The following is a 614-nucleotide window of genomic DNA, read 5'->3' as shown; positions in this document are numbered from 1 at the left end:
CCATGCCGTTTTGCTGCGGGCAGTGCGGCGTGATGAACTCCTGGCGCAGCCCGTAGCCTCGCGCCAGCGCGGTGTAGCTGCGAGACGTGAAGACCAGTCCGTTGTCCGATCGCAGCAGGAACGGCGCAGGCACGCGCCCCAGTGTTCCGAAACGGGCGATCAGGGCGTGTTCTAAGGCACTGCCAGCGGTGCAGGCCTTGCCGCTGCGCGACAAATGCCAGCCGAGCAACTCGCGGGTATGGCAGTCGATCACCAGCGCCAGCGTGGCCCAGCCATCCCGGCCCGCCCAGACACGGCATAGGTCCGTTGACCAACGCTCGTTGGGCTTGCTAGCCACCGACGGCAGCGCCTGGATTCGTGGTCTGAAGCCAATCGGCCGCTTGCGGACCTGCCTGCCCATCAGTTGGAACATGCGCTGCACGGTGTTCTTGTTGAACCCCAACAGATGCGCAACCGTCCGGTAGCCAAACGCCGGCGACTCTTCAATCATCGCCTTGATCGGGGCGACGAACTTCGGATCGACCTTCGGCGGCGATTTGACCGGTTTGTAGCAAACCGAACGGCGCGGCACGCCAAACCAGCGGCACAGCTTGGCAATCGAGACGGTGATGCCT

The 614-nt window shown here is 64.2% G+C and carries 1 protein-coding gene; it reads right to left on the bottom strand.

Annotated elements, in window-relative coordinates; all coding sequences use genetic code 11:
• Positions 1-614 (bottom strand): transposase (locus tag ACEU5R_RS31975; protein WP_392413939.1); only part of this gene is annotated, 614 nt, incomplete at both ends.

This window comes from Achromobacter sp. 413638, from assembly GCF_043119405.1.
GTDB lineage: Bacteria > Pseudomonadota > Gammaproteobacteria > Burkholderiales > Burkholderiaceae_B > Achromobacter.
The sequence above is the reverse complement of the archived record's forward strand: the minus strand, read 5'-3'. Positions and strand labels throughout refer to the sequence as shown.